This window comes from Dyadobacter sp. 676 (assembly GCF_040448675.1).
Classification (GTDB): Bacteria; Bacteroidota; Bacteroidia; order Cytophagales; family Spirosomataceae; genus Dyadobacter.
The window spans coordinates 5,582,929-5,604,829 of record NZ_CP159289.1 but is presented as its reverse complement, the minus strand read 5'-3'; the positions used below and the strand labels follow the sequence as shown (position 1 = coordinate 5,604,829).

Here is a 21,901-nt window from a genome sequence, read left to right as displayed (position 1 = left end):
AAGGGATTGCTATCCCTTCTGGTCAGCCTTTGGGTTCCGGTGTTGATTTTTAATGTGCATGTTCTGCGTGCGCAAAGTGATTCGGCTCAAAATAAGTCGGAATTTACCGTCACCAAACGGCTGCTATCCATTGAACATGGGCTGGCTTCGCACGAAGTTTTCTGCGGGGTTCAGGACACCGCCGGGTTCCTTTGGTTTGGAACACGCAACGGGTTAAATCGCTACGACGGCCGAAATTCCTTACTATTTACCCGGCAGCGCAATAAGTTGCAGGAGAACAAGGTGGTTCAGTTGGCAAGGGACGATGCCAACCGCCTTTTTGTCCAATACGGCAGCACTGGTTTTCAACTGATGACGAACGGAAAAGTGGATGTGATCGACGCGACGACGCAAGAGGTTAAAACATTGACAGCTGCATTTCCGGACCTGCCTTTCAAAGAGCGCGACGTGTATTCGGTCGCGAACGACGGCACGGGGGAGGTTAGCTTCCTGACCGCTTTTCCGTTTCGTTATTGGCGCTATTCAAGCAAAAAGGGGTTCCGGCTCCGTTTCGAGATGAAGGATTGGGACAAAAATGCTCCAATTGACTATCGGGCAACCGGCCCCCATTGTGCGTTCATGGAAGGGAAAGCCCTGTTGAAATTGAACAATCAGGAAAAACAGTTCCTGGTCACCCCTGACACGGTGATTGCATTTCAACAGCATGATGTGTTACGCTCCTTGCCCATTGGTTTTACAAATTACAATGAGCTCTTAATCACCTATAACACAGCCGGCAACACCGATCAATTCGCTGTGGGTAAGCTGGGCTCAAATGGAAAACTTACATTGGTAAAGGACCCCGCCCGATACAATCTTGCACCGGTAAAGAACCGTTATTGGTTCCAGGTTTATGCTGCAACCGGCAGTGGCGGGGCTGCATTCTACATTCCTACCGATGCGCTTTACTTATGGAACAAAAGCGCCTTCTTGAAAGTCATCGATCATTCGGAGCTGAAAGGTTTTGAGAACCTGTTTATCTACCAACTCTTTCCCGATGCATTGGGGAACCTTTGGCTTTGCACTTCACTCGGTGTATTTCAGCTGACGCTCAAAAAGAATAGGTTCCAGCCTTACTTTTCAACCAGCCAGCAATCGATTGAACCCAACAGCCAGGCCCGCGGCATCTATGCAGACCAGACCGGGAAGGTCGCCGCCAACATTTGGGCGCATACTTTTTCGCAAAGCGGAGATAAAATGCAAGCCGTCAGGAATCAGTTCATTAACTATGCGCTCATCAAACACCAGTCGGCATTGTACAGCGGAGGTTATGCGCTCTCGCGATATGACGATGCCCAAAATAAGGTCGTCACTTTCGCCAAAAGCCTGGGCTCCGAGATCTGGTCGATGCATTCGCTCAATGATAGCCTTTTGCTGTTAGGCAGGACGAATGGTTTCTCGGTTTTTAACTCAAAAACCAACAAGTTCGATTCCGTCCCGGTTACGAAAGCAAGTGCCGAGGCGAAATTCGTTTACAGATTTTTTACCGATAAAACGGGGATTTTGTGGGCTGTCGCCGAAAATGGGTTATATAAACTGATCAATGCTCCCGGGGATGCCAGAAAAGGTTTCCACAACTTGTCAATGGAGAAACGGCAATCGGGTTTTCTGAGCGGGCTGAGCCTGTTGGACGCCTATCAGGACCCCGACGACATTTTCTGGCTTGCTACGAATGGCGAGGGGCTTTATCGTTGGAATCCTAAAACGAATCAATCAAAACAGTTCAATATTACCGCCGGTTTTCCTTCCGATGTTTTGTACAGAATTGAGCCAGATGCATTCGACAACCTTTGGATCAGTTCCGATTATGGGCTAATCCGTTTCAATCGGAAAAACCTTTCGGTCAATACTTACACGACCGTCGATGGCATTTCCCACAACGAATTTAACCGCACATCCTCGTTCAAGGCCAGCGACGGCAGGTTGTTTTTTGGCGGTTTAAACGGCGTGAATGCGTTTGATCCGCGTGAATTTCGTACCGACAGTTCCAGGCTGGAAGTTCCTTTGCAGATCATTGCTTTCAATCAGTTCGTAGGGTCGCAAAGCAAGCTGGTTAATAAAACCAACGTCTTGCTGAGCGAAGGAAAAATAGTATTAAAACCCGACGATAAGTTTTTTACGCTGGACTTCCAATTGCTGGATTTTACCAAAAACGAAGAACGCCGGTATGCCTATAAAATTGAAGGACTGGACACTGACTGGAATTATATCAACGAAAACTCGGTCCGGATCAGCGGATTGCCTTATGGAGACTTTGCGCTGCGCATAAGAGCCCAAAACAGGGAAGGTGCATGGAATAAGCGCGAGCTGAACATTCCGCTTGCGGTCCTGAAACCTGTCTATCTCCAATGGTGGTTCATACTGATCGCATTGACGTTATTCACGCTGAGTATTTATTTAATTATTCGTCTCAGGTTAAAGCAATTAGCCCACGAAAAAAGGCATTTGGAGCAAATTGTCAACGAGCGGACGGCACAATTAAGGCAGTCGCTTTCGGAGCAATCGGCTTTACTATTGGAAAAGGATGTGCTTATGAAAGAGATCCATCACCGCGTAAAAAATAATTTGCAGGTTATCTCGGGATTACTCGAACTGCAAAGCAAAACTTTAACAGATGAAACGGCCCGCGAGGCTTTGCAGGAAGGCCGCAACCGCGTCCGCAGCATTGCATTGATCCACCAAAACCTTTATCAGTTTGAAGACCTGAGCACCATTGAGCTGAAAAGGTTTATCGAGGACCTGTGCAAGCAGGTACAAAGCGTTTTTCAGTATAAAAAAAGGTTGATGTCACCATTAACGTGCCGGAAGTACACCTGGATATCGACTCTGCCGTTCCTCTTGGTCTGATATTGAACGAATTGCTGACCAACTCATTCAAGTATGCATTTGCCGAGACGCGACCCGGAGTTGTCGAATTGAAAATCAGACAGAGGGGGGAAGGCGAATATCAGCTGGATTACGTGGATAATGGGCCCGGTCTGCCTGAAAATCTGAACTTTGATAAAGTATCGACGCTGGGGTTACAGCTGATCAATGATCTTAGCAGGCAAATCGGAGGCAAAGTTCAGTATGTAACCGACGGTGGTGCTAAATTTACTATTAATTTTACGACTCGCGACGTTCGAAAAAATCAAGATTAAGACCATGGGTGTTCTGAAAATAGGCGTGGTAGAAGACGAGCTTGTCATCGCCCGCACGATTGTTAATACGCTCGAAGAGCTGGGATATGCACCTTGTGGTCCGGCAATCAATTACACCGAGGCAATTGACATGCTGGAAAATGAAAAACCTGATCTGGTGCTGCTTGATATTCGGCTGGCAGGCCGGAAAGACGGTTTCGATGTCGCCGAAAAGCTTAACGAAACCTATAAGCTCCCTTTTATTTTCCTGACTGCGAACAGTGACGTTGAGACGATCGAGCGCGCCAAAAAGGTCAAACCGCATGCATATATTGTCAAGCCATTTGCGAAAGAAGAACTTTTTGCCGCCATCGAAATTACCTTTAACAACTTTACCGGAAACCTTGCCGAAGTGAAACCGGTCAAGACCACCTTCAATCCGCCGAAAAACTTCATGTTTGTAAAGGACGGCTATGTTTTCAGAAAGATATTTTTTGATGAATTGCTTTACCTGGAAAGCGAAGCCAATTATGTGCTTTTGCATTTGACCTCGCAAAAAAAGGTCATGGTGCGCTCAACGATCAACGATTTTGTCCAGCAGCTCGACCCGGCGGCATTCGCCCGAATTCACCGGCGCTTTTCAGTCAACGTGAACCTCATCGAAGATATTTTTCCAAACGAAATTTCCATGCAAGGCGTCAAACTGCCCATTGGAAAATCTTACCGGGACGAACTTTTCAGTTCGCTAGGCATCAAACACGCCTGAACCCGCTTCCCAAACTCCCTGCATTCCATCCCGAACCTGCCGCGTTCATCCCTTTTTTTGACCGAATAATCAGCCATAACCACCTTTGGTGCTGCTATGGCGCTGATAGATCTGGACAAAATTATTGTAAAAAGAACCATCCTGGGAATTCGCTGCACCGTGTGCGGCGGAAACCTGGCTATTTCTCCAAAAAAATCAGTCACCAGCCAGCTTGCCAGAATCCTTTCCCTGGGCACCGTCAAAGCCGGGGATTACGAATGTGAAACTTGCAAAAAGCGCTATGTGCTTCTGTGAGTGATGGCTAATATATATTTATATCGATCCGTAAACCATTAATATACAATCGCATGAGCCTCCGATTGAATGACCCTGCCCCTGATTTTCACGCTGACACAACACAAGGCCCGATCCAGTTTCATGAATGGATGAAGAGAGCAGGTGATCCAGTCCATTCCACCGCTCATGCGGCCTCAGGCTCAAATTGTTGAGCTCAACAAATTCAGCGTAAAAGATGTGGCGCGGTATGCTGTGGAATAACCAAGATCAGAAAGAATGAAACAAATTATACTTGCATTTGCAATCAGTCGGAGAACTGCATTGCGGCATTTTCCTGTGCTTTTGTCGATCATGTTGCTGGCAATGAGTAATGTTTTTGGCCAAACAACCTGGAAGGGAAGTATCAGTTCCGATTGGAACGATGTGCAAAACTGGTCGAACGGGGTGCCTGACGCCAGTGCTGACGTTATCATAACCGATGCCGGAGCTGCGCCGGCAATCGAGGGTAACGTTGTGATGCATGCGAAATCTGTACTTGTGCAGCCCAATTCCACCCTGACAATTGGCCCAGCGGCAATTTTGATCGTCAGTGGGTCCAATGAATTCACGACAACGTTCACATTCAGGGCAGCAATGAACAATTTGGGCCATGTTGTCAATGCAGGAGGTCTTAAATTGGGCACAGCGTTATTTCCAATTCCCCAGTATGCGATTGTAAATCAAGGGACGTTCGACAACAAGCCCGGCGCCAGAATCCACATTGACGCGATTGATGATACGGGGATCTATAACACTGCGACCGGCACGTTCAACAACGAAGCTGATATTTTCATTGGAGCGGAATTATTAGTTCGCTTTCACGGCATTTGGAATGAACATCTTTTTAATAACAAGCCAACCGGAAATATTGAGATTAACCGCAGTAGCCTGAGAGGAATTGTAAATTATGAGAATACAGCGACTGGGCTCCGGGGTTCATTTATCAATGAAGGGAAGATTAGCATTGGCGCACTGGAAAGCGTGGGCGACTCCGGAATTGAAAACACGGCGGATTTCACCAATGAGGCGGGCGGCGTTGTCATCATTGACCGCGCTGTTACCGGAATATTTCAACCGACTTCCGGCGACTTCATAAACAAGGGCAAGTTGGTTGTCGGCACCAGTGTTCCTGGCCGCTCCCTCGAGAAAGCAATTAGCAATCAGGGAGACTTCTTTAATCTTCCCTGCGCGGACCTTTCCCTTTTTTCAGCGCTGGATAACAGCCAGACTTTCTCCAATGCCGGACTACTTTACATACAGTCGGACAGGGCCCATCGAGTCGCCACCGGCCTGGAAAACACTGGTATCCTGGTATTTTCTGCTAATAGTCAGACAATCGGGTCACTAGAAAATAAAGGAATAATCATTACCAGCAAAACAATTCCGGCTTGCGGAGGCACGGTGAACATGCTGACTTTGGGAAATACCAAAGGCTTTCATGTGGAAGGGGTTTTCACAGATCCCGAGGCAACTACTTCTGCCGGAACATATGATGCAGAATCAAATGCTTTTGAACCTGCTGAATCGATTGCCGCCGGTGTTCATACACTTTATATCAAAATTCAGTCTGCGTACGGGTGCACACGCGTTGTCCCGTGGCAACTGACGATCCCCGAGGGAATTATTAAAGTCATCATTGTTGAGCCGACAGTCGTTCAGCCCACCGAAACAGTACCGACCGGCAGCATTACCATCAACACGCAAGGTACCGGCGAGCTGGAATATAGTGTGAATGACGGAACTTCGTGGTCTGCTGAACCCATTTTTACGGGTCTCCCGGATGGCGATTATGACATCAAAGTCCGATCCAGTATCAATACGAGTTGTGAAGTGTCTTATACGCAAAACCCTGTTAAACTAAGGTTGAATGTCGTCGCTGATGAAACGGACATCTGGACCGGGTCGGTTTCTTCTGATTGGACAAACGGTCAGAACTGGCGTGACAAAAGTATTCCCACGGCCTCCAATGGTGTGATTATTCCGAATGTTTCCAATTTACCGGTCATCAAAACAGGCACAACTGCAGTTGCACTGGCGGTGAAAGTGGAGGAGGATGCTACATTAACCATTGAGAAAGAAGCTAGTCTCAGTCTCTCTGGAAGTTTGGCCTATGAATCGCTCGCCTCGGGTGCGGAACCCTTGAATTTTACCGCGGCTTTGAACAACATTGGAACGGTGATAAACGTCGGAACGCTTCAAATAGGTTCACAAAGCAGCGCCGGGACTTTTGGTATTGTTAATCAAGGAACTGTGAACAACAGTGCTGGAGGAAATATACAGGTGGACCGTTCGGAAGACACCGGCATCTTCAATGCAGCCGGAATCTTAACTAACGCGGCCAACATTACGATAGGCAGCCTGGGAAATGTGGGCAATCATGGAATATGGAACGACGCGACGTTCAGTAACGAGGGTGACGGGCACATTAAAATTGACCGTTCAACGCTTCGTGCCATTAAAAACAATGCGGATTCATTGAAATCGGTCAACGCTACATTTAATAATTCAGCGGCCATCACAATTGGCGACAATTTCAGTGCAGGCGTCACCGGAATTGAAAACCTTGCCAATTTCAACAACTTCGGCAGCGGCGAGATCAGGATGCAGCGCTCAACGGGAAGTGGCTTTTACAATGCAGCAGGCAATTTTGTCAACGATGCTATCATCTCCATCGGCACAACGGGTGCCGGAAGCAATGGGATTGCAAACTGGGGAAACTTAGCCAACAATGGGAGTGGTAGCATTTATATTGACCAGTCCGGTAACTTTGGATTGTTCAATGCAGCCGGAATCCTTGATAATAAGGGCAAAATAAATGTAGGCGAAGCAACTTCGGGCGGGGCGACGGGAATCGAAAACCATGCTGTTTTTAAAAACGCACCCGGGGCGGAGATTCAGATCGACCATACGCTGGCGGCAGGGATCCACCATCTTACAGGAAGCTTCACAAATGACGGCACCATTGTCATGGGCCGAACAGGGGGCACCGGAACAAACGGATTATGGACAGAAACCGATTTTACCAACACGGCAACTGGAAAAATCTATATTGACGGAACGAAGGCTTACGGCGGATCGAGTTTGAATCATATCGACGGCGTTTTTGATAATTCGGGAGAGATTCGGTTGGGTATGAACGGAACAAGCGGAAAGACCAGCATTTTCGTCGACGGAAATGCCACTTTAAATAATAACACGGGAGCGCTTCTCACGGCTGACCGCAGTAGTACCGCCTCCGCTGAGGTCAAAGGTTTTTTAAACAATGCGGGGCGTTTGCAGCTTGGTTCCGTGGCGTATGTTGGTAACTATGGTCTGTACATTTCGGGAACGGTGAGCAATAATCCGGGAGCGGACGGTTTGCGCGGGGAAATACAGATTTCCAATACAGGAGTTTGTGCGCTTTACATCACAAATACGCTCATTAATAATGCCGATCTCAAGATTGGAGCCACAGCAAGTGTTGGCACATGCGGGATGGAAAATCAGGGGATGGTCCGAAACAACGCCAGCGGCCATATCAGCATCGATCGCTCCACCGTTGTAGGACTGACGCACGCGAAGGGAATCTTCGAAAATGCCGGGGCCTTGTCCATTGGAGCAAATCACGCCGTAGGGCCTTCCGGTTTTATCAACCAGGCCACTTTCCAGAACCTGGCCGGAGGAACCGTTGGCATCGACCGCACCTTTCGCATGGCGCTGCGAAACGACGGCGCTTTTTCGAATGCAGGCAACATTACCATCGGTGCGTTGACTTCGGTGGGAGCGACAGGTCTGGAAACAAATTCTGTTTTCAACAATAGTGTCGGCGGGCATATCCGGATCGATAACGCTACGGACATTGCTTTATCCAATCCAGCCGGCACATTCACCAACGAAGCCGACATCACTATTGGCGCTGCGACGGCCGTTGGCCGGTATGGACTGGTAAACCGCGCAGCATTCAACAACAACGCAGGTCACATTCGTATTGACCGCAGTTCAGACACAGGGCTATATGAATCGGGCGGCACTTTTACCAACAAAGCTAAAATCACCATTGGTGCGTTCGAAAACGTAGGTGTTCACGGAATTTTCAATGAAGCGGCTTTCCTGAATATGGGAGAAGGCGACATTCGGATAGACCGCACATCGCTGGCTGGGCTTCGCAATTTCAACGGCAATTTCACTAATGGAGCCAATATCACTATTGGAACAAATGCTGGTGTAGGGACGTACGGAATCAGGAATCAGGCAACTTTTACAAACAATGCCGGCGGAAATATCAAGGTGGACAATGCTGCTGAAGGCATTTTTGTAGAGGGTAACACCTTCGCTAATGAAGGCTCGATAATCATTGGCGGGGTAAATGCAGTGGGAACGCTGCTTTCCCGGCAGGGATCAGGAAATTTCAGCAACAATACTGGTGGAAATTTCAAAGCGACCGGACAGATAGCGGCAGCCGGCTTCACCAATGCAGGCGGCACATTGTCTCCCGGCTATTCTCCCGGCAAGCTTACCTTCAATGAAAGCACGGATTTCAGTAACAGTATCATGGACATCGAAATCAATGGTGCCGGCATTGCAGGCGTAAACTATGATCAGATAGAAGTGTTGGGAACCGCGACTTTGGGCGGCACATTGAAAGTAACCGTCAATTACAGTCCTGTTGATGGTGACGAGATCGAAATTTTGAAGGCATCTGCGATCTCTGGCCAGTTCAGCTCCGTTTCCGGTGGAAAGTTATGGCGAATCGAATATTCGGACAATGCAGTCAAATTGGTTTATGACTCTTCCTTGCCCGTTAATCTGGTAGAATTCCGTGCCAGGGCAACTGGTTCAACCATTCAGCTGAGCTGGCGTACGGCATCGGAAACGGATAATGCTGGCTTCCACATTGAGCGGAGTTCAAACGGCATCAGTTGGCAGGATATTGGATTTGTAGCAGGAAATGGGACGGTAGCGACAACACATGATTATCATTTTCAGGACATTAACCCAATTCCCGGATTGAACTACTACCGCCTCCGTCAAATAGATTTCGACGGCAAAACCGAACATTCAAGTATTCAGGCTATCAAGTTCGAAGGTCAGGATTATGAGCTGATCGTGTGGGCTGACGAAGCGCGGCAAGCGCATATCGAAACTGAACATAAGATCGAGCGAGTGACCGTTTTCGACCTCGCCGGGCGGATCGTCTGTGCTTCGAAACTAAAAACCTTAGACTTGTCCCATGTAAATGGCGGCTTACTGCTGGTGCGCATTCAAACCAGTAATCGAATTGTTACAAAGAAACTGTTGCTTTGGTAGTAAACCGAAAACGAGTTCAACAAGATCGGCCCTGAATCGCCTGGATATAGTGTGCTACCCGGAATCCTAACTTGTAGTGGCTCCACATTTCCGCTACATCTTGCAGTCGGCAGAATGTAGGACAAAATGCGTTTTGCTTCTTTGTCAACTTTGCTATCCGAAGGTCTCACCAGTTGGCCGGCGGCACCCATTTTGTAGTCGTTGCAAAATATCCCGGCCAGAAACAGCAGACCGGTCCACGCATTGTCTTGCAGTATGATCTGCCCTACTCCTTTCAGCATTTCTGAAATAAATGGAAGCCTTTTTTCTAAAATTTCCATGAGAGGTTAAAACTATTTGATATCGATCACCCCTCCCCAAAACACCATCCCGGCAGCACGGAACGTGATGACGACGCCGCTCACCGCATGGACGTACCGTTCCAGGCAAAGATAAAACCAACTTGATCATCCCTGCGTATTTTAAGGTGTTCAATCCGAGTTTTTTCGGAAACCGGGCGGTGTCTTGGAAGAATGTACTGCTTCTTCTGCAACTGCCCAGGGAAGTCATTGACCGTATAAGTGAAAAATCGGGGTTAATGACTCCGATTTTTCGCTTATACGGTTTTTAAAAAAGTGTTTTTATCGATCTGAAAACCTGTACCGGCTTTTCAGGGTTAATCAAACTGGTTTTAATATCCCTGATTTTGCACCAGGAATCCTTCCTCGCCGGAAGCTCCGTCGATCGCTCTCTGAGGTATTGGGAACAGTCGTTTGCTGACATTATTGTCCGTTTTTTCCGTCCAGTTGCCCTCATATTTTCCAAACCGGATCTGATAATTTCTTCTGAACCCTTCCCAATACAGCTCAAATCCGGATTCACGGAATAAGACGTCAAGGTCAATTCTGGTCAGCGCTTTCGGAGTCTGGGCTGGTCGGGCATTTCTCGAAGTTCTCAATGTATTGATATCGGCCAAAGCCCCTGCATTGTCGCCGTTTCTTAGCTTCGCTTCGGCACGCATCAGGTAGATCTCTCCAAGCCTAATCAGTACCAGGTCGACACTGCTGTAACTGCAGCAATTGTTACCGGTATGACTAAACTGATACTTTGAAAACCGGTAGCCCGTGTTATGCAGGCTGCCCGGGCCTGTAAAGTCGACGTTGCGCGTGTGGTTTACATAAGTCAAATTAGCTCCGCTGGTTCTCCTGTTAATCACCGGATATATCCTTACCTTGCCGTCGTCGCATCTTAAAATATTCCCGCTTCCGTCTTTTCTGGGGCCCCAGATAATTCCCCGGAGGATTCCCCGGTCCATTTCGAACTGCGTGGCTTCCACGCAATAGTAATGCTCCTCATCATTCAGCGGAGTAACTCCTGTAAGGTCTTTCAGGTTCTCGGGTACGATTGTATTTCTTTTGAAGAAACGAGCATCGGCATCGGCTGGATCGGTATTACCATAGGCATCCACCCAGGTTTGATAGAAATCCGGAGTTGCTGCTACCGCATCCGTTCCACGCGTATTCGGGAATTCCGGTCTTGGTATCTGGTCACCGGATATCGACCAATACGCCCATCGCTGGTGATCGGTTTCCAATACCCCCCGTTGATCAAGCGCAAAAATAATCTCCTTATTGGTATGGTTATCGTCGCTGAACAAATCGAAGTATTCGGCGGACAGGGTATACGGTCCGGCAATGATCTCGTTGGTGTATTTAATCACCTTATCCATATCCTCCTTTTTGAATTCAGGCGTGCCGTACGGATTGCGATAGACAGCGGCATTCAAATACAAACGCGCCAACAAAGCTTTCACCGCATTTTGGTTTAACCGGCCCGGGTCATTGTCTTTACGGATCAGATCAACCACCGATAAAAGCTCGCTTTCGATATAACCGATTGCTTCCTGTCCCCGCAGGATTTGAGATACGTCGCTCGAAAGTTCTTTTTTGAAAACCAGGCCCCAGTTGTCCAGTGCCAGCATATTGAGGTATGCCTTCATGGCAACCATTTCGTAGTAACCTGCCTGCGCATTCGCGTTACCGGTTTTAGCTGCTTCGTTCAATCTTTCGGCAGCGATGACGGCCCTCGACAAGGTAAGGGTAATTTGCGTCCAGGTATCGCCTACGAGGGCATTACTTGGGGTCATCAAATGCTGGTGGACCGCGATGAACTTGCCTCCATCGTACCAGTCGGTGCCGCCGCGATAAGGAAGGATACCTTCGTCGGAAGCTACTTCCTGAAGTCCGAAATTGTTTGTATGCAGCCATACACCGGAGCGGAGAAGACCATATACCGGGGCGATGGAGCCACTTACAAGTTCTGCCTGGCCGGTTCCCGTGAGGGATTCGTCGAGAATTTCCTCATCCAGGCTGGTACAACCGATAAAAGCCGTTAGAAATGCAATGACCGTCAGCGCTCTATAAAGTCCTATATTTTTCATCGTAATTTGATTTTCAACGAATCGTAGATAATCGTTTATGTTCTGTTAAAATGTCACATTAAGCCCAAGCAGAAAAGTCCTCGCTCTCGGATAGGTAAAGCGGTCGATTCCGAATGTCTGAATTCCGCCGGAAGCCGACCCTGTATTGACTTCCGGGTCAAAGCCTGAATAGCTGCTTATGACAAACAAATTCTGCCCGGTTAAGGTAAGACTGGCTCGTTGAATGAAATTCGTTAGCCTGGTTCCTGCAAAATTCAGATTGTAAGTCAGCGTGGCATTGTTCAACCTCATAAATGAACCGTTTTCCAGATATCGGGTCGACACGACGTTGGCATTGCTCAACGCCTCGTTGGGGTATTGAATGGCAAAATCGGTAGTATTGTTGGATTTGGCCAATTGTGCCCTGCTGAACAAGGTCATGGTCGTGTGGTTGAAAACCTTATTGCCGGCTACACCATTAAAATTCAGGCCCAGATTAAAAGCCTTGTATTTGAAATTAAGGTTATATCCGTATATGATTTTAGGAATTGCGCTGCCGACTACAACACGGTCGTTGTCCAATATCACCCCGTCTCCATTGGTATCCCTGAATGCATTTTGACCATTGTCCGGATTAATTCCATCGAACTGGTACATATAGAATGCACCCAGCGGATAATCATTAATATAGCCGTTGATAGTCGCCCCCGATTGGCCGGAACCTTGTGCCGCCCCGGTCGCCAAAACTGCGTAAGGCGACTTCTTAACCTTATTCTGTATGTAGGTGAGGTTACCTCCGATATTGTATGAGAAGTCGCGCTTCGTATCGCTGCCATAGTTCAATGTCAGTTCCACACCATTGTTCCGGATTTTCATATCCGGGATATTGGTCCAATACGTCGAAGTAGGCTGAACAGGATCGGCCGGCACAACTTCGAGAAGGATGTTGGAAGATTTCTTATTGAAATAATCCAGCGTACCGGTCAACCTGGATTTGAAAAATGCGAAATCGATACCTAAATCTATCTGCGTGGATACCTCCCATTTCAGGTTAGGGTTTGCCAATCTCGTGAAGATAATCCCGTACGGATAGCCTTGCAGGGAAGTAGCATCAGTATCGATGGGATAAGTACTTACGCTTCCTGTACCCGTTTGCAAGCGCTGCTCCAGATAGCTCGCTTTGGTAATCTTGGACGGAATTTCCTGATTGCCAGTCTGTCCCCAGCTCGCCCGCAATTTGAGGTTGTTGAAAACCGTATTGTTCATGAATGCTTCCTTGGAGATGTTCCATCCAGCGGCGAACGAAGGGAAATAGCCGTATTTGTTATTCTGCCCGAACTTGGAAGATCCGTCGGCGCGAAACGTACCGGTGAACATGTATTTATCGGCATAAATATAATTGACCCTTCCGAAGAAAGATTGCAATTCGTTTTTCAACGCTTCCGAATTCACCGCCGTAGGCAATGCAGTTGTACTTGTGTGGTCCTGATAAATCGGGTCGATATTGTTATTTGCAAAGCCGCGGTAGGTAGTTATTCTGGTCTCATCCAAAAACTTTTGGTAGGAATGGCCGGCCAGAAGTGTAACATTATGATCGTTACGGAACCAGTTATACGTCAGCGTATTCTCCACAAGTTGATTGGTGTTTCCGCTTATCGCATTGTCCAGGAAACCATTAGAAACGTCGGACTCATTCACAACCGCGGGAAAAGGCTTGTACTGTTGATTTCTGGTTGTGGTAGAATAGTCGACACCGAAATTCAATTTATAGGTAAGGCCATCCAGGATTTCTATTGATGGGGAAATATTTGCCAGAATCCGGTGATTAATAGCCTTATCGCTGAACAAATTATACCGGGCAAGCGGGTTTAATGCATTTGTGTTCAATAAGGTGGGCGCACCGTTGGTGTAAGGGGGAATCGTCGGATTCAAATTCAGCATGTCGCTCATGGTAGAAGTGATATCCGGGCGTAAATTTTCAGTACGGGAGGCTGTCAGGTTATAATCGACATTGACCCGGCCGTTGAATGCCTTCTGGTTCAAATTTAATTTTCCCGAATAGCGTTTCAGCCTGCTGTTTTTCAAGATACCCTCCTGGTCCTGATAACCTGCGGAAGTGAAATAGGAGAAATTTTCGCTGTTGGCCCCGCTCATCGACAGGTTAAGCGTGTTGGATACGCCTGTTTGCGTCAGTTCGTCCTGCCAATTCGTATTTGCTCCGAAATCCTGCAACGTTCCGCCGGTAGCCACCACCTCTCTGCGAAAAGCATTGGCATCGAAAACGTCGATTTTATTAGCCATGGACGATATCGCCGTGGAGGCCGACAAAGTCAGCTGTGGTCTTCCCTTACCTTTTTTGGTGGTAATTACCACAACCCCGTTAGATGCCCGGGATCCGTATACAGCCGTCGCACTCGCGTCTTTCAGCACGTCGATACTCTCGATATCATTGGGGTTAATGAAGTTAAGCGGATTGGTAGGAACGCCGGTGTTGGAATTGTCCAGCAAAAATCCGTCGACCACATACAACGGCTGCGTTCCGGAGCGCAAGCTGCCGATACCCCGGATAATGATGTCTTGCGCAGCTCCGGGTTCACCGCTATTCGCAGCGATGGAAACCCCGGCCAATTTACCCTGCAGTAATTCGCCGGGATTCGTGACAACGCCCCTGTTAAAGCTTTCGCTGCTGATGGAAGAAATAGCGCCGGTAATGTCCGATCGTTTCTGTGTGCCGTAGCCGACTACCACCACCTCATTTAATTGCGAAAGATCCTGGCCTAACTGGATAGCGATCGACGATTGCCCGTTTACGGGAATTTGTTTGGTGGCATACCCGACAAAAGAAACTACAAGAACGGCGTCAGCATCGGCATCTATAACAAATTTCCCTTCGGCATTCGTCGATGTGCCCCTTGTAGTTCCTTTAACAACAACCGTCGCACCTGGCAGCGGCGCCCCGGCTTCGTCAGTAACCGAGCCCGAGACGGACTGTGCAACAGACGCGGCATTTAAAAGAGAATTTTCTGCCTGAAACGAAAGCCCCGTATTGATACTCGCAGGGAATGCCTGGGCCGTGTACGTATTAAGTACAGCCCAGGGCAAACATGCGGAAAGACATACGAGCTTTGAAAGACGTAATTTTGAACGCATAAAATTTAAGTTTTTACCTATGATCAGGGTTTAAAATTACTTTCGGAGAAGTAAGAGGTGAGTTAATACGCATTACCATTGTATTAACAAAAAGTTACCCGGCCTCCGGCGCCAACGCAGCGGACTCTGGTAACATAAATTTAACACCGCTGTCTTTTTCGCCTGCCTACCTTTGCATGGTACGAAATCATCGACCATGAAAGCGCTACCAATTCTGTTGCTCGCCTGCTGTGTTCCTGTTTTTGCCCAAACGGATGAAAATCTAAAGATCAATAAAACACAGGTAATCGGTTCTCATAACAGCTATAAACAAGCCATAGACCCGTTGTTATTCAAGGAGTTTTTGAAAAAAGATTCCACTTCCGCACGCTCGCTCGACTATGAGCACATCCCGGTTACAGCGCAGCTGGACCTCGGTTTACGCAACCTGGAAATCGATGTGTATCCCGACGAGAAGGGTGGAAAATACGCTAACCCGAAAGGACTGGAAATGGTCGCAGGCCAGAAACCCTATGATCCGCAGGGTAAAATGAAACAGCCGGGTTTCAAGGTACTGCATGTACCTGGCTTCGATTTCCGGAGCCACTATTTCACCTTAACCGATTGCCTCGACGACCTGAAAGCCTGGTCGGAGGCGCATCCCGACCATACGCCGGTTTATATTACCCTTGAAGTAAAGGGAAAGGTTGCCACTGTCGGCAATACCGAAGGCATTACCGCCAAAGATTTTGACGACCTCGATAAAATACTCCTTGAACACCTGGGCAAAGCGCATATTCTCCTGCCCGACGTGATAAAGGGCAAATACGAAACCCTGGAAAGTGCGGTGCTGCACGATAACTGGCCGACATTAAAGGAAGCAAGGGGGAAGTTTGTCTTTGTACTGGACGATTCGGGCAGTAAGCGGGACATGTACATCGCCGGGCACCCGTCACTGCGCGGCAGGACAATGTTTGCGAACGCCTTACCTGGCACGCCGGAAGCCGCTTTTCTGATCCGAAATAATGCCAAAGCCGCTGAAATACCGGATTTGGTAAGAAAAGGCTACCTCATCCGCACCCGGGCCGACTCCGATACCCGCGAAGCGAGAAGGAATGACAGAACTACATTCGAGGCGGCATGCAAATCGGGCGCGCAGATCATCACGACGGACTACTACCAGAAAAGCACCCATTTCGAATCTGATTATTCGGTTAGCTTCGAGGGCAACACCTATTTCAGGAAAAACCCGCTGTTTTAAGCACGGGCAGGAGATTCACTTGATTGGATAATTTACCATACGCCACATGATCTGCGGGCGTAAAAATGACACATCCCGGAACGGTATTCCATAAACTAAAAGTCCATGACGAAAAAAATCGCTGGGATTTATTCATTGAAAAGCATGCGCTTCATCCTTCCGGCCCTGGGATTCCCGGCAGTGTGGGGATAATGCGTTCGGCCGGCCGCTTACGATCGGGAGGAATTCCGGCTGTTCTCCGAAGCCGGCTCATAAACCGGTAGTAATACCTGGAACGTAGCGCCCTGATCCGGCTTTCCCAGTGCCCTTACGTACCCTTCGTGAATATATGCGACTTTTGCCACAACAGACAAGCCGATGCCTGAGCCGCTGTACTGCCCTCTTCCATGCAGCCGCTGGAAAATCTGGAAGATTTTTTCGGAGTACTTTTGCTCAAAGCCGATGCCGTTATCAGTCACTTCAATGAGCTGGAAAAGACGATCGACTTCCTTTTCCCGAACCTTAAAGGTGGATTCGCCGCCCGTAACCAATTTCGAAGAAATGGTGATGACCGGCCGGCGGTCCGTTTTGCAAAATTTGAGCGCGTTGCCTACAAGATTTTGAAAAAGTTGCCTGATCTGGGTAGCATAGCCATGAACAGTGTAAAGTTCTCCGATCCGGATATCGGCCTGCTTGTCTTTTATCAAAGTGTCCATATCCATTAAAACGATCCTTACTTCCCGGGCCACATCCACCGGTTCTTTGGCGGCAGACCCGGTTATCCTCGAATGCCCCAGAACATCGTCGATCAAGGTGGCCATCCTGTCGGCAGCGGATTCCATTCTTTCTATCAGGTGCAGGCCATTTGGATCAATTTTGTGCTGGTATCTTTGTGCCAGCAGACGGCCGAATGTCCTTATCTTTCTTAACGGCTCTTGCAAGTCGTGACTGGCGATATAAGCGAATTGTTCCAGTTCCCTGTTGGATTTTTCCAGCTGTTCGTTGGCCACACTGAGCTCCATTGTCCTTTCCAGCACATATTTTTTCAGCTCCTGCTTTCGGATTTTTTGCTCGTGTATGTCGACAATCGTGCCGATATATCCCACAAAATCCCCATGGGGACCAAATCTCGGGATGCCGTGCGAATGCACCCACCGGTACTCACCGTCCCGCCTCAACAGCCTATACCTTATATCATACTCGGTTCTGTCTGCAAAGCTCCTGTCGCATACTTCGCTGAGATAGGGCAAGTCATCGGGGTGTATATAGCGCATCCAGGCCCGACCTGTCAGCTCGGCTTCGGTTTTACCTGTATAAGCCGTCCAGGAATCATTGAAAAAGAACCGGTCTTTAACCGTATTGCCCATCCAAATCAGCACCGGGGCAGTGTTTGCCACGGTTCGAAACCGTTCTTCGCTTTCCCGGACGGCCTGTTCAGCCATTTTAAGCCGGGTTATATCCACTAGCATGTTGAGGGCGCCTGTCAGGTTGCCCTTGGAGTCGAATAAAGGTTTTGGATACGGAAGTACATGTCGCCGGGTACCGTCGGGCCTTTCGATGACGATCTGCTCGCCATAAACCTCCCGCGCTTCCGTCAAGCATATCGCCATGGGACACTCATCCAGCGGCAACGGCGAGCCTTCAGGTGTATATATTTTCCAGGAGCCGCACCAAAGATCGGTATTTAGCTGAGGCTCCCTTCCCCAAAGATCGACCGCCGCCCGATTATACATGTCGATATATCCGCGGCTGTCGCAGGTGTAAACAGCCGTCGGCAGGCCGTCGATAAGCTGGCGGTACCGGTGCTCACTTTCCTGTAAGGCCGTATATACTTTCTGGGACTCTGTTACGTCGATCGTAAAACACCGGCTGTGGACAAACTTGCCGTCCTCCCGGAATACATTGGATGTAATTTTTACATTGCGGATGGAGCCATCCTTGCAAATCAGCTCGGATTCGTATTGGTGGAGCGTCTCGTTAGCGTCCAAACGCCGCATAATGTCCTCGATCTTGTGGTTGTGAAGGTGAAACTCTGAAATATGATGTCCGATGTATTCATCTCTGTCATACCCGAGCATGTCCAGCTCAGCCTGGTTGGCCCATTTTATGATGCCTTTCTGATCTACCCAGTGAAGTGCGATGGCCGCGTTTTCGATATAGTCCTCAATTGTATGAGCTTGTTTTATCAGGTGCCATTCGGTAAGCTTCAAGTCGCCTACCTCGGTAAAGCAGTTGATAACTGCAATGAGTTTATCCGCATCATCTTTAACAGGCATTGCCGTCACCCGGACGTAGCTTGCCGTCGAGTCTGGCCTTTCGAAAATCAGGTCGACATTTTCAACCGGACTCCGGGAAGCCAGGCATTGGGCAACAGGTGAAGCATCGTGTGGCAAAAAATTACCATACGGATCAAAGATCTTATATGCCCCGCAAAACCGCTGAGCAACGGGAACCCGACTCAGGCCCCAGATTTGACAGGCCTTTTCATTACAAGACTGTATCAAGCCGTCGGCATCACAGACACAGACGCCAACCGGCAAAAGATCAAGTAAGCGGGCTGCGTCCAGTGCTGTATTACCTGTTTGTGTGCGCAGGGCAAAACTGGTTACTTGTGCAAGATTCATACTTTCTGGTGAGTTGGCGCTTCCTGGCGGCCTGTTTGACCTACGGAACTATAACTTTGTCACAATACCGTGCCTGATCCGATACAAAAACAATGCGGCTGTTCGGATTCCGGGCCATTGAGTACATGCATGTTCATATCGATAAGCAGCAGCACCGGGCTTTCCATATCCTGAACGGAAAGAAAATCAATAAGTTGCTGACCATTTCCAAATTCGATAATCCGGATCTGGCTGTCTATTTGCACTAACCAGCATTCGGTCATCAACACCATCATCCCCTAAACAAACCAGTCCTCTCATAGTCGCCGATTGAACAATTTTTATCGATGCTCATGGCTCTCCACGAAAAAAATCGACATAAAGGTACATTTTTTTGAGAAGCATTCGAGTGGCAACTATATCAAACGAGCAGATGCGTACGGAGATAGATGACGATAATGATAACCCTGCGGCATTGCTTTTGCCATACCGATTCGTCGCTTAAACATTAGGAGTTATGCCCTGGTACAACGGAGATTACCCGCCATCGTATAAGAATCAGCCTGTTAAAATCCGCGAGAAGGCTGTCGAGATCGCAAATGCATTGCTGGAAGAAGGCACCGAAGAGGGCATCGCGATCGCAACAGGCTTAAAGCGCGCGCGAGAAGTGTTTGCAAAAAAGACCGATAAAAACAGAAGCGATCTTGGTAAGTAAGGCATCGCGTAGCTGAACAGGCATGCTTTTTTAGCGCACCAGCGGGCTATTGCCTGCGCATTAGCATATCGATTCGGCACAAGCCAACGCTAAATGACGGGCTGCCTTTTAGTCCCACTTTTAATCTATTTGCAATGAAAAGTATACTAATGATCCTGACTTCCCATGCCCGGATGGAGCATACCGACAGCACAACCGGGGTTTGGCTGGGTGAGTTCACCGATCCGTATTATGAATTTATAGATGCAGGTTACAATGTGACCCTGGCCAGCCCGGCCGGTGGCAGGCCTCCCGTCGATCCGCTCAGCATGCTGACCGAAAATATTACCGAATCGAACCGCCGCTTCAACGACGACGCTTTGGCGCAGGCTGCATTTGACAATACCGATGTGCTGTCCGATATCGCCCCTGCCCGATTCGATGCCGTATTTTATCCTGGCGGCCATGGCCCGCTCTGGGACCTTGCATCAAATGAATTCAGCGGGCGGCTGATACTGGATTTCATCGCTGCCGGCAAACCCGTTGGAGCGGTATGTCACGGCCCGGCAGCTTTAATCAAGGCCAACGAATTACAGCCGGGCTTCTTAAGGGGAAAACGGGTTGCAGGTTTTACCAATGCGGAGGAAACCCTGGCATTTCGTGCCGACAATGTGCCCTACAAATTGGAAACGAGGCTCAAAGAGCTGGGTGCCGATTTCCGGAGTGCGGCGCTCCCATTTACAAGTCATGTCGAAACAGATGGACTTTTAATAACCGGGCAAAACCCGCTATCGGCCGGTCCGACGGCTAAGGCACTCATCGCTTTGCTCGAAAAGCAGCCCGCCAATGCTTGAAATTGTCGCATACATAGCTTCTGGCAATGGGCTGGGATCGACCCTGTCCTACCCTACCATACCGGACGGTGATCAAACTTTGGTCACGCTGAGTACAAATCTTGCCCACGGCTTTTACACCGAAACTCGTTAAATCCTGTGCCGCAGGTCAAAGACCAGGTAAATTGTTGGCCTGTTTGCTCTTCCATTTGATGCATATCGCTCCGGCCTGATCAAACGGCTTCGAGCCAATGGAGCACATCAAAGGCAAGACCGGGTAAAAAGTTATCCTGCAAGGCGTGCGTTCCGACAACATGATAATGGCCCATCCCCGTAACTGCACCACATCGCTTCTGGCATGCTTTTTAATACCAACGCTCGCCTTTACAATCATCCACAGAATCTAACTAAAAACGAGTATGAAAAAGCTAGTCATAGTAGCGGTGGCCTTGACCATCTCGGTATCGGTCGCTTTCGCCCAATCCACTACCAATTCTACAAATCCCAATCTGCAATCCGATGACACCACGAAACAAAACCCGGCCAGCGACAGAAGTACGGTCGGACCACGCAATACGAGTGATGGTGCCCGGCATACCAGGCAAGGCAAGCCGGACAATGCAGGCCCGGCAGGCAGGGCAACCAATGCGGGTAGCCGGAACAATGCCAACAATGAGTCCAAAATCAGCAAAGGAGGCAAAGTTAACCAGGCAGCAAAGTCAAATAATGCAAACCGTCCGCAGGAACAACCAGCAACTAACCGCACGGGCGCGAGCCAACCAGCCAGCAAAAAGGACAATTGACATCGGAGACTACCTGTCCGAACCCGCTTATGGTCAGTGGCTTCAACTGCGGCAGATCGACGTTTGCTGTTTTGAGAAAGGGGGCCGCCACCGGCGGCTTTCAGAGCTTGCTCCTGCGGCAACGAAAACCCGGGCCGGATTGATAGGGAGTCTCGCTTTATCGACAAAGTAAAACAGATTGTATCCGGTTGATGCCCCAATCTGAAAGCGGGTGGCCGACAAGCCAGGATTTGGTGCCGCGACTGCCCGATTCTTCAATTAAAACAAGAAAGCAATGAAAAGCAGAACACTTTATATCGCAGCGATGCTCTTGATGACGACCACGGCACTGCCGGCACAGTCCACATCCGCACAGACAAAAGCCAAATCAAGTGAAAAGCAGGGCGCAGCGGCTGGTAATGCCAGCCGGCAGTCACAGGGAAGCGCGTCATCGGGCGTCACCAGTGAGGCAACGATCGGCACGCCTCCGACCCACATCGATAAGACCAACAACGTTCCGCCCGCCAGTAACCCGCAGAACGAGGGAGTGAATGCCGTCAACAGGAAAAAATCCGCATCCACAGTTCAGGAGCGCCCAAAAAAAGAAAGCACCAGCAGCCAACCAGTTCGTAATGCTGAAAAGCACCCCGGCCAGAAAAAAGACAGGCCATAAATAATGGCGGCCGCTCGCCGCCAT

Annotated in this window: 14 protein-coding genes and 1 pseudogene; 11 read left to right on the top strand and 4 right to left on the bottom strand. The window is 48.8% G+C overall.

Going from position 1 to position 21,901, the window contains the following annotated elements; translation table 11 throughout:
- Positions 1-6 precede the first annotated feature (6 nt).
- The 5 genes and pseudogenes from ABV298_RS24850 to ABV298_RS24830 all read left to right on the top strand — a co-directional run bounded on the left by ABV298_RS24850 (position 7) and on the right by ABV298_RS24830 (position 9,525).
- Positions 7-2,886 carry a histidine kinase dimerization/phosphoacceptor domain -containing protein gene (locus ABV298_RS24850; RefSeq protein ID WP_353718830.1) on the top strand — a complete coding sequence of 960 codons (2,880 nt, stop codon included), beginning with the start codon at positions 7-9 and terminating at the stop codon, positions 2,884-2,886.
- Positions 2,838-3,179, top strand: a complete 342-nt coding sequence (locus tag ABV298_RS24845; RefSeq protein WP_353718829.1) for a sensor histidine kinase — start codon at positions 2,838-2,840, stop codon at positions 3,177-3,179. Before ABV298_RS24850 ends, ABV298_RS24845 begins: the two co-directional genes overlap by 49 nt.
- 4 nt (positions 3,180-3,183) lie before the next feature.
- Positions 3,184-3,924 (top strand): response regulator, encoded by a 741-nt coding sequence (locus ABV298_RS24840; RefSeq protein WP_353718828.1) that lies wholly within the window; start codon positions 3,184-3,186, stop codon positions 3,922-3,924.
- 347 nt (positions 3,925-4,271) lie between these two features.
- Positions 4,272-4,352: pseudogene (locus ABV298_RS24835) on the top strand (peroxidase); the annotation flags it as partial.
- A gap of 124 nt (positions 4,353-4,476) precedes the next feature.
- Entirely contained in the window at positions 4,477-9,525 is a 5,049-nt protein-coding gene (locus ABV298_RS24830; protein WP_353718827.1) for a hypothetical protein, read from the top strand.
- On the opposite strand, the gene ABV298_RS24825 is transcribed toward ABV298_RS24830, so the two are convergent.
- The 3 genes from ABV298_RS24825 to ABV298_RS24815 form a co-directional block, all read right to left on the bottom strand.
- Positions 9,480-9,845, bottom strand: a complete 366-nt coding sequence (locus ABV298_RS24825; protein ID WP_353718826.1) for an urea transporter — start codon at positions 9,843-9,845, stop codon at positions 9,480-9,482. The two genes, ABV298_RS24830 and ABV298_RS24825, sit on opposite strands and share 46 nt — an antisense overlap.
- Before the next feature lie 350 nt (positions 9,846-10,195).
- A complete protein-coding gene (locus ABV298_RS24820; RefSeq protein ID WP_353718825.1) occupies positions 10,196-11,944 on the bottom strand; it encodes a RagB/SusD family nutrient uptake outer membrane protein in 1,749 nt (582 codons plus the stop codon).
- A gap of 45 nt (positions 11,945-11,989) precedes the next feature.
- Positions 11,990-15,073 (bottom strand): TonB-dependent receptor, encoded by a 3,084-nt coding sequence (locus ABV298_RS24815; RefSeq protein WP_353718824.1) that lies wholly within the window; start codon positions 15,071-15,073, stop codon positions 11,990-11,992.
- Positions 15,074-15,269: 196 nt separating this feature from the next.
- Between ABV298_RS24815 and ABV298_RS24810 the strand changes: the two genes are divergently transcribed.
- On the top strand, positions 15,270-16,313 hold the full coding sequence (locus ABV298_RS24810; protein ID WP_353718823.1) for a phosphatidylinositol-specific phospholipase C1-like protein: 1,044 nt from the start codon (positions 15,270-15,272) through the stop codon (positions 16,311-16,313).
- A 209-nt stretch (positions 16,314-16,522) separates the two neighbouring features.
- Here ABV298_RS24810 and ABV298_RS24805 read toward each other — a convergent pair whose 3' ends face one another.
- Positions 16,523-18,916 carry a PAS domain S-box protein gene (locus tag ABV298_RS24805; protein ID WP_353718822.1) on the bottom strand — a complete coding sequence of 798 codons (2,394 nt, stop codon included), beginning with the start codon at positions 18,914-18,916 and terminating at the stop codon, positions 16,523-16,525.
- A 92-nt stretch (positions 18,917-19,008) separates the two neighbouring features.
- Here ABV298_RS24805 and ABV298_RS24800 point away from each other — a divergent pair, with 92 nt between their 5' ends.
- From ABV298_RS24800 to ABV298_RS24780, 5 genes are all read left to right on the top strand, one after another.
- Positions 19,009-19,164 (top strand): hypothetical protein, encoded by a 156-nt coding sequence (locus ABV298_RS24800; RefSeq protein WP_353718821.1) that lies wholly within the window; start codon positions 19,009-19,011, stop codon positions 19,162-19,164.
- 248 nt (positions 19,165-19,412) lie between these two features.
- Positions 19,413-19,610, top strand: coding sequence for a DUF2188 domain-containing protein (locus ABV298_RS24795; RefSeq protein ID WP_353718820.1), 198 nt, complete (start codon positions 19,413-19,415; stop codon positions 19,608-19,610).
- A gap of 134 nt (positions 19,611-19,744) precedes the next feature.
- Positions 19,745-20,443 carry a type 1 glutamine amidotransferase domain-containing protein gene (locus ABV298_RS24790; RefSeq protein ID WP_353718819.1) on the top strand — a complete coding sequence of 233 codons (699 nt, stop codon included), beginning with the start codon at positions 19,745-19,747 and terminating at the stop codon, positions 20,441-20,443.
- Between the two features lie 398 nt (positions 20,444-20,841).
- The gene (locus ABV298_RS24785) at positions 20,842-21,225 is read left to right on the top strand and encodes a hypothetical protein (protein WP_353718818.1); all 384 of its coding nucleotides are present in this window, start codon (positions 20,842-20,844) and stop codon (positions 21,223-21,225) included.
- Between the two features lie 274 nt (positions 21,226-21,499).
- Entirely contained in the window at positions 21,500-21,877 is a 378-nt protein-coding gene (locus ABV298_RS24780; RefSeq protein WP_353718817.1) for a hypothetical protein, read from the top strand.
- Positions 21,878-21,901: the final 24 nt, after the last annotated feature.

Excerpts from the sequence above, each read along its gene's own strand:
- ABV298_RS24790 (WP_353718819.1), top strand. The coding sequence starts at position 19,745 with ATGAAAAGTATACTAATGATCCTGACTTCCCATGCCCGGATGGAGCAT.
- ABV298_RS24805 (WP_353718822.1), bottom strand. The coding sequence starts at position 18,916 with ATGAATCTTGCACAAGTAACCAGTTTTGCCCTGCGCACACAAACAGGT.
- ABV298_RS24840 (WP_353718828.1), top strand. The coding sequence starts at position 3,184 with ATGGGTGTTCTGAAAATAGGCGTGGTAGAAGACGAGCTTGTCATCGCC.
- ABV298_RS24795 (WP_353718820.1), top strand. The coding sequence starts at position 19,413 with ATGCCCTGGTACAACGGAGATTACCCGCCATCGTATAAGAATCAGCCT.
- ABV298_RS24830 (WP_353718827.1), top strand. The coding sequence starts at position 4,477 with ATGAAACAAATTATACTTGCATTTGCAATCAGTCGGAGAACTGCATTG.
- ABV298_RS24825 (WP_353718826.1), bottom strand. The coding sequence starts at position 9,845 with ATGGAAATTTTAGAAAAAAGGCTTCCATTTATTTCAGAAATGCTGAAA.
- ABV298_RS24820 (WP_353718825.1), bottom strand. The coding sequence starts at position 11,944 with ATGAAAAATATAGGACTTTATAGAGCGCTGACGGTCATTGCATTTCTA.
- ABV298_RS24815 (WP_353718824.1), bottom strand. The coding sequence starts at position 15,073 with ATGCGTTCAAAATTACGTCTTTCAAAGCTCGTATGTCTTTCCGCATGT.
- ABV298_RS24780 (WP_353718817.1), top strand. The coding sequence starts at position 21,500 with ATGAAAAGCAGAACACTTTATATCGCAGCGATGCTCTTGATGACGACC.
- ABV298_RS24800 (WP_353718821.1), top strand. The coding sequence starts at position 19,009 with ATGCGGCTGTTCGGATTCCGGGCCATTGAGTACATGCATGTTCATATC.
- ABV298_RS24810 (WP_353718823.1), top strand. The coding sequence starts at position 15,270 with ATGAAAGCGCTACCAATTCTGTTGCTCGCCTGCTGTGTTCCTGTTTTT.
- ABV298_RS24785 (WP_353718818.1), top strand. The coding sequence starts at position 20,842 with ATGAAAAAGCTAGTCATAGTAGCGGTGGCCTTGACCATCTCGGTATCG.